Source organism: Vibrio sp. Vb0598 (assembly GCF_033338935.1).
Taxonomy (GTDB): Bacteria; Pseudomonadota; Gammaproteobacteria; order Enterobacterales; family Vibrionaceae; genus Vibrio; species Vibrio alginolyticus.
In genome coordinates, this window is record NZ_JAWOTP010000196.1 from 1 (window position 1) to 1,186 (window position 1,186).

The 1,186-nt window shown below is 45.6% G+C and carries 1 protein-coding gene and 1 pseudogene; both read left to right on the forward strand.

The features are described 5' to 3' along the window. Positions 1-316: A24 family peptidase (locus tag R7Q38_RS24035; RefSeq protein ID WP_318114570.1), on the forward strand; the 316-nt coding region annotated here is incomplete at its 5' end. A gap of 62 nt (positions 317-378) precedes the next feature. After that, positions 379-1,186 (forward strand): annotated as a pseudogene (locus R7Q38_RS24040) (AAA family ATPase); the annotation flags it as partial.

The window sequence follows — 1,186 nt, forward strand, 5'->3', positions numbered from 1 at the left end:
GTTTGCAGTGTGCTTTGTACTCTACCTCATTAAAGCAATGGCTGGAGGAGACGTTAAGTTACTCGCCGTCATAGGGGCATGGCTGGGACTGAGTAATCTGTGGGAAGCGTCTATCGGAATTATTCTCGCAGGGGGTATTGTTGGCATCTTTTATTTGATGCTGCACATTGCTTCAACGAGCGTTGCTCTAACTCATCAGGTCAAGGGCTACTGCATTGAAAAAGTTACACCAGGCTTTAGGTCTAATAAGCCACTAGTGATTCCTTTCGCGCCTGTAATCGTAATCGGATTAGCTTATTTCTCCTACACGCACTAATACTTATAAATAGAAAAACATACGACATCAGTTGACTAGGCAACTTCAAGAGGGGAAGTATGATGGGCTCTGCGTATTGGGAAAAACTAGTGCCACAAATCAATCCACCAAAGGTGCCTTCCGCAGTGGAAGGTCTTGGGATCCCAGCTTCAGTCGTTGAAAACCTAGTTCTGAAACATCTGGCTGCTTATCCCAAATGTGATTTAGTTGAACTGACTCAACGTTTGTGTGTGGTTTCAAACATCGTTGAGCTTGCACTCGCGCAGTTGAGAAAACGTAGTTGGGTTGAGGTGTATCAGCCTGCGTCAGACAAACTAAGTCATTCGTATTCTAATGTTCGATATAGCCTTACCGAATTTGGTTTGGCTGAGGCGGATATTGCTTATCGAAAAGATCCCTACATTGGCCCAGTTCCTGTGTCGTTGGAAGATTATTGGACGGTTGTGGAAGGGCAAGATCTGCGTAAAAACCCGATCATGCGCGCTGATGTGGAGCGTGCGTTGTCCGATGTATTTGGCTCCGAGCATTTAATTCCAGTGCTTGGCCCGGCGATTAACTCAGGTCGAGCAATGCTGCTATACGGGCATGCTGGTACTGGTAAGAGTTACGTGGCTGCGCGTGTTTTGAATGCGATGAGTACGTCGGTTTTCATTCCTTACGCTATTTATGCTGATGGCAACATCATCAAAGTATTTTCCGAGCACCATCACCGTCGTTTAGACAACTCCCATTCTCAAGTATTCGTTAAGTTGGAAACGCATTACGACAAACGCTGGGTTCTGTGTGAAAGACCAAATATCCAAGTCGGTGGCGAACTTACGATGGATATGTTGGAAGTTAACCATAGCGAGCACAATAGAGTTTGGATTG